The organism is Psychrobacter sp. PP-21 (genome assembly GCF_033790785.1).
In the GTDB taxonomy this organism is placed as follows: Bacteria; Pseudomonadota; Gammaproteobacteria; order Pseudomonadales; family Moraxellaceae; genus Psychrobacter.
In genome coordinates this window covers 1-275 of record NZ_JAMYEB010000115.1, presented here as the reverse complement: position 1 = coordinate 275, position 275 = coordinate 1, and the positions used below count along the sequence as shown (strand labels likewise).

Genomic DNA, 275 nt, shown 5'->3' with positions numbered 1-275 from the left:
AGACATTGACTTGGGAGATTTTAGTTACGCAGCTTGACGATAAAAATCAAACCACACCTGTCTTGGCGTTTTATAGCCCAAACCCTTTTGGATTCTAGTCTGGTTATACTCAAGCTCAATATATTTAGTGATATCATTGATAGCTTCGAACCTTGTTTTATAGTCTTCGTGATACACCAACTCATTCTTTAATATGCCCCAGAAGCTTTCTATGGGCGCATTATCAAAGCAATTGCCACGCCTGGACATTGAGCCCTTAAATTTATGCTTCTTAA

Annotated in this window: 1 protein-coding gene; it reads right to left on the bottom strand. The window is 38.5% G+C overall.

Annotation, left to right across the window (positions count from 1 at the left end):
* Nucleotides 1–24: 24 nt before the first annotated feature.
* Nucleotides 25–275: IS3 family transposase (locus NJD71_RS13825; RefSeq protein WP_319052465.1), on the bottom strand; the 251-nt coding region annotated here is incomplete at its 5' end.